This window comes from Neisseria sp. HMSC056A03 (assembly GCF_001815685.1).
Taxonomy (GTDB): domain Bacteria; phylum Pseudomonadota; class Gammaproteobacteria; order Burkholderiales; family Neisseriaceae; genus Neisseria; species Neisseria subflava.
The window spans coordinates 1-2,130 of the sequence record NZ_KV821624.1; the positions used below are offsets into that span (position 1 = coordinate 1).

Below are 2,130 nucleotides of genomic sequence, written 5' to 3' on the forward strand. Positions count from 1 at the left end.
ACGCCGTTATCGGCTGATGATTGTGAAGTCCCGTTCTACAAAGATATACACCTATCGGCGGGGAATGGATTTTCAGACGACATCGAGGACTACAATGGCTACAAACTGCGCTTCTCAAAATCAACGCTTAGACGGCACGGCATCAATCCCGCCGATGTGGTTTGCGTTTGCGCGGACGGCGACAGTATGGAGCCGGTATTTCCCGACGGCGCGACACTCGGCATCAATACCGCAGACAAGGTCATCAAGGACGGCAAAATCTACGCCGTCAATCACGGCGGGTTATTGCGGACAAAAATCCTGCAAAAACTGCCTGATAACAAAATCCGAATCAAAAGCTACAATTCCGAAGCCTACCCAGATGAAGAAGCCGACGCAGATGAAATTAACATCATCGGTCGTGTGTTTTGGTGGAGTGTGATTGTATGATGGATAGAGATGAAGCATACAGAGTGAGTTTGCAGCAAATCCGATCAGGCGACGTATCGGCGGCGTGCCGAACGGTTGCTGATTATGAATTATCACAACCGCAACCGCGCGGGCTGTTTTCGGGCGCATCCCCTCAAGAATACTGGGCGCGATACCCTGAGCCGTCAGACGTTGAAATCCTAGAGTCTATATTTTCAGAAACCCCAGAGATACTGGGCAAAATCAGCGATGATGATTTAAATGCCGCGCGTATCATTGCCGCGTTTAACTTCATTTGGGGGCTAAGCCAAATCCCTAAATGGCTTTATCGACATGAATTTGCATCATCCAATCTTTCCGATTCTGCCGTCCCTTTAATGTTGCTGTTCCGTGCAAAATCACGGCAAGAGCTTAAACAGTATGAAAAGGTTGAGATTTTAGGCTGCCCTGATAGTTGCAAGTTTTGCAAATCGCAAAGCGGCAAGACATACAGGTCGTCTGAAGCCCCTGTTTTGCCCCATGCACAATGTACACACAAATCAGGTTGCCGATGTTGCTACCTGCCAGTTATCTAAACATAGCCCGCGCAATGCGGGCTTTCCCCGCCTTGATGGAAGTGTAAATCATCATTATAAAACAACATTTTATGGTAAAATAAGAGCTTAAAAAATGACTAAATTTAATTGCGATATGACACACCAGCTTGCCGTATTTTCCCCTCAATCGACAGTAGCCTTTGACAGTTTTGCCCAATCCGATGACAACACCTTTTGGTATGCTTCAGACTTGGCGATGATGCTTGGCTACAATGATATGCAGGCAATTTTAAAAGCAATCAACCGCGCCCATTCCGTCTGCTTTCAGTTGGATATTCCTATCACTGAAAACTTTATTCAGACGGCCTCACATAATTGCGACAATGATATTAAATTGACACGGTTTGCCTGTTACTTAACCGTGATGAATGGAAATATCAGTAATCCGCGCGTGGCGTCGGCGCAAGCCTATTTTGCCAAGCTGGCGGAAGAAATTAACGCGACATTCCGAGACGCTGACGATGTAAACCGCGTTTTCTTGCGCGGCGATATTACCGACCGCGAAAAGACATTAAACCACCTTGCCCATAGACACGGCGTAGAAGAATATGGCTTATTCCAAAATGCCGGGTATCGCGGCTTGTACAACATGAACATAAACAAACTGAAAAACTATAAGGGCGTAGGCGACCTGAAAGGCTCATTGCTGGACTTCATGAACCCTGTCGAATTGGCGGCTAATACATTCCGAATCACGCAGACAGAGGAAAAGATACGCAATCAGAATATACAGGGACAGAAGCCGTTAGAACGAGCCGCCGAAGAAGTGGGACGTTCAGTCCGTAATGTGATGATTCAAACGTCCGGCACATTGCCGGAAGACCTCAAATTGTCAGATGAAAAGATTAACAAGGTTAGAACAGGAATCAAGCAGACAAAACGCGCCCTTGAGAAACACGACAAAACCCTAAACAAGGACAAGTAATCCCACTAAGCATTGAATTATAAGGATTTAAGAAGTGATGTTTTTTTCTTCTTTTTCTCAGAATATTCAGTTATAATACACACCTCTTCACAGATTTTTATCCTTTTCAGCCCGCCATGCGCGGGCTTTCTTTTTGCCTGTTGATAGGGGTTATACCGTTATTTACTTCACATTTACCGCCTTTATTGGCGGTTTTCTTTT

At 45.6% G+C, this 2,130-nt stretch carries 3 protein-coding genes; all 3 read left to right on the forward strand.

The features are described from left to right. A partial coding sequence (locus HMPREF3052_RS04830) for a S24 family peptidase (RefSeq protein WP_141756608.1) occupies window positions 1–429 on the forward strand: 429 nt, incomplete at its 5' end. Then, on the forward strand, window positions 426–983 hold the full coding sequence (locus HMPREF3052_RS11325; protein WP_283126955.1) for a hypothetical protein: 558 nt from the start codon (window positions 426–428) through the stop codon (window positions 981–983). The genes HMPREF3052_RS04830 and HMPREF3052_RS11325, both read left to right, overlap by 4 nt. 94 nt (window positions 984–1,077) lie before the next feature. Further along, window positions 1,078–1,929: a BRO family protein gene (locus HMPREF3052_RS04835; RefSeq protein WP_070748866.1), complete on the forward strand. Its 852-nt coding sequence runs from the start codon at window positions 1,078–1,080 to the stop codon at window positions 1,927–1,929. The last annotated feature ends 201 nt before the right edge of the window (window positions 1,930–2,130 follow it).

Excerpts from the sequence above, each read along its gene's own strand:
- HMPREF3052_RS11325 (WP_283126955.1), top strand. The coding sequence starts at position 426 with ATGATGGATAGAGATGAAGCATACAGAGTGAGTTTGCAGCAAATCCGA.
- HMPREF3052_RS04835 (WP_070748866.1), top strand. The coding sequence starts at position 1,078 with ATGACTAAATTTAATTGCGATATGACACACCAGCTTGCCGTATTTTCC.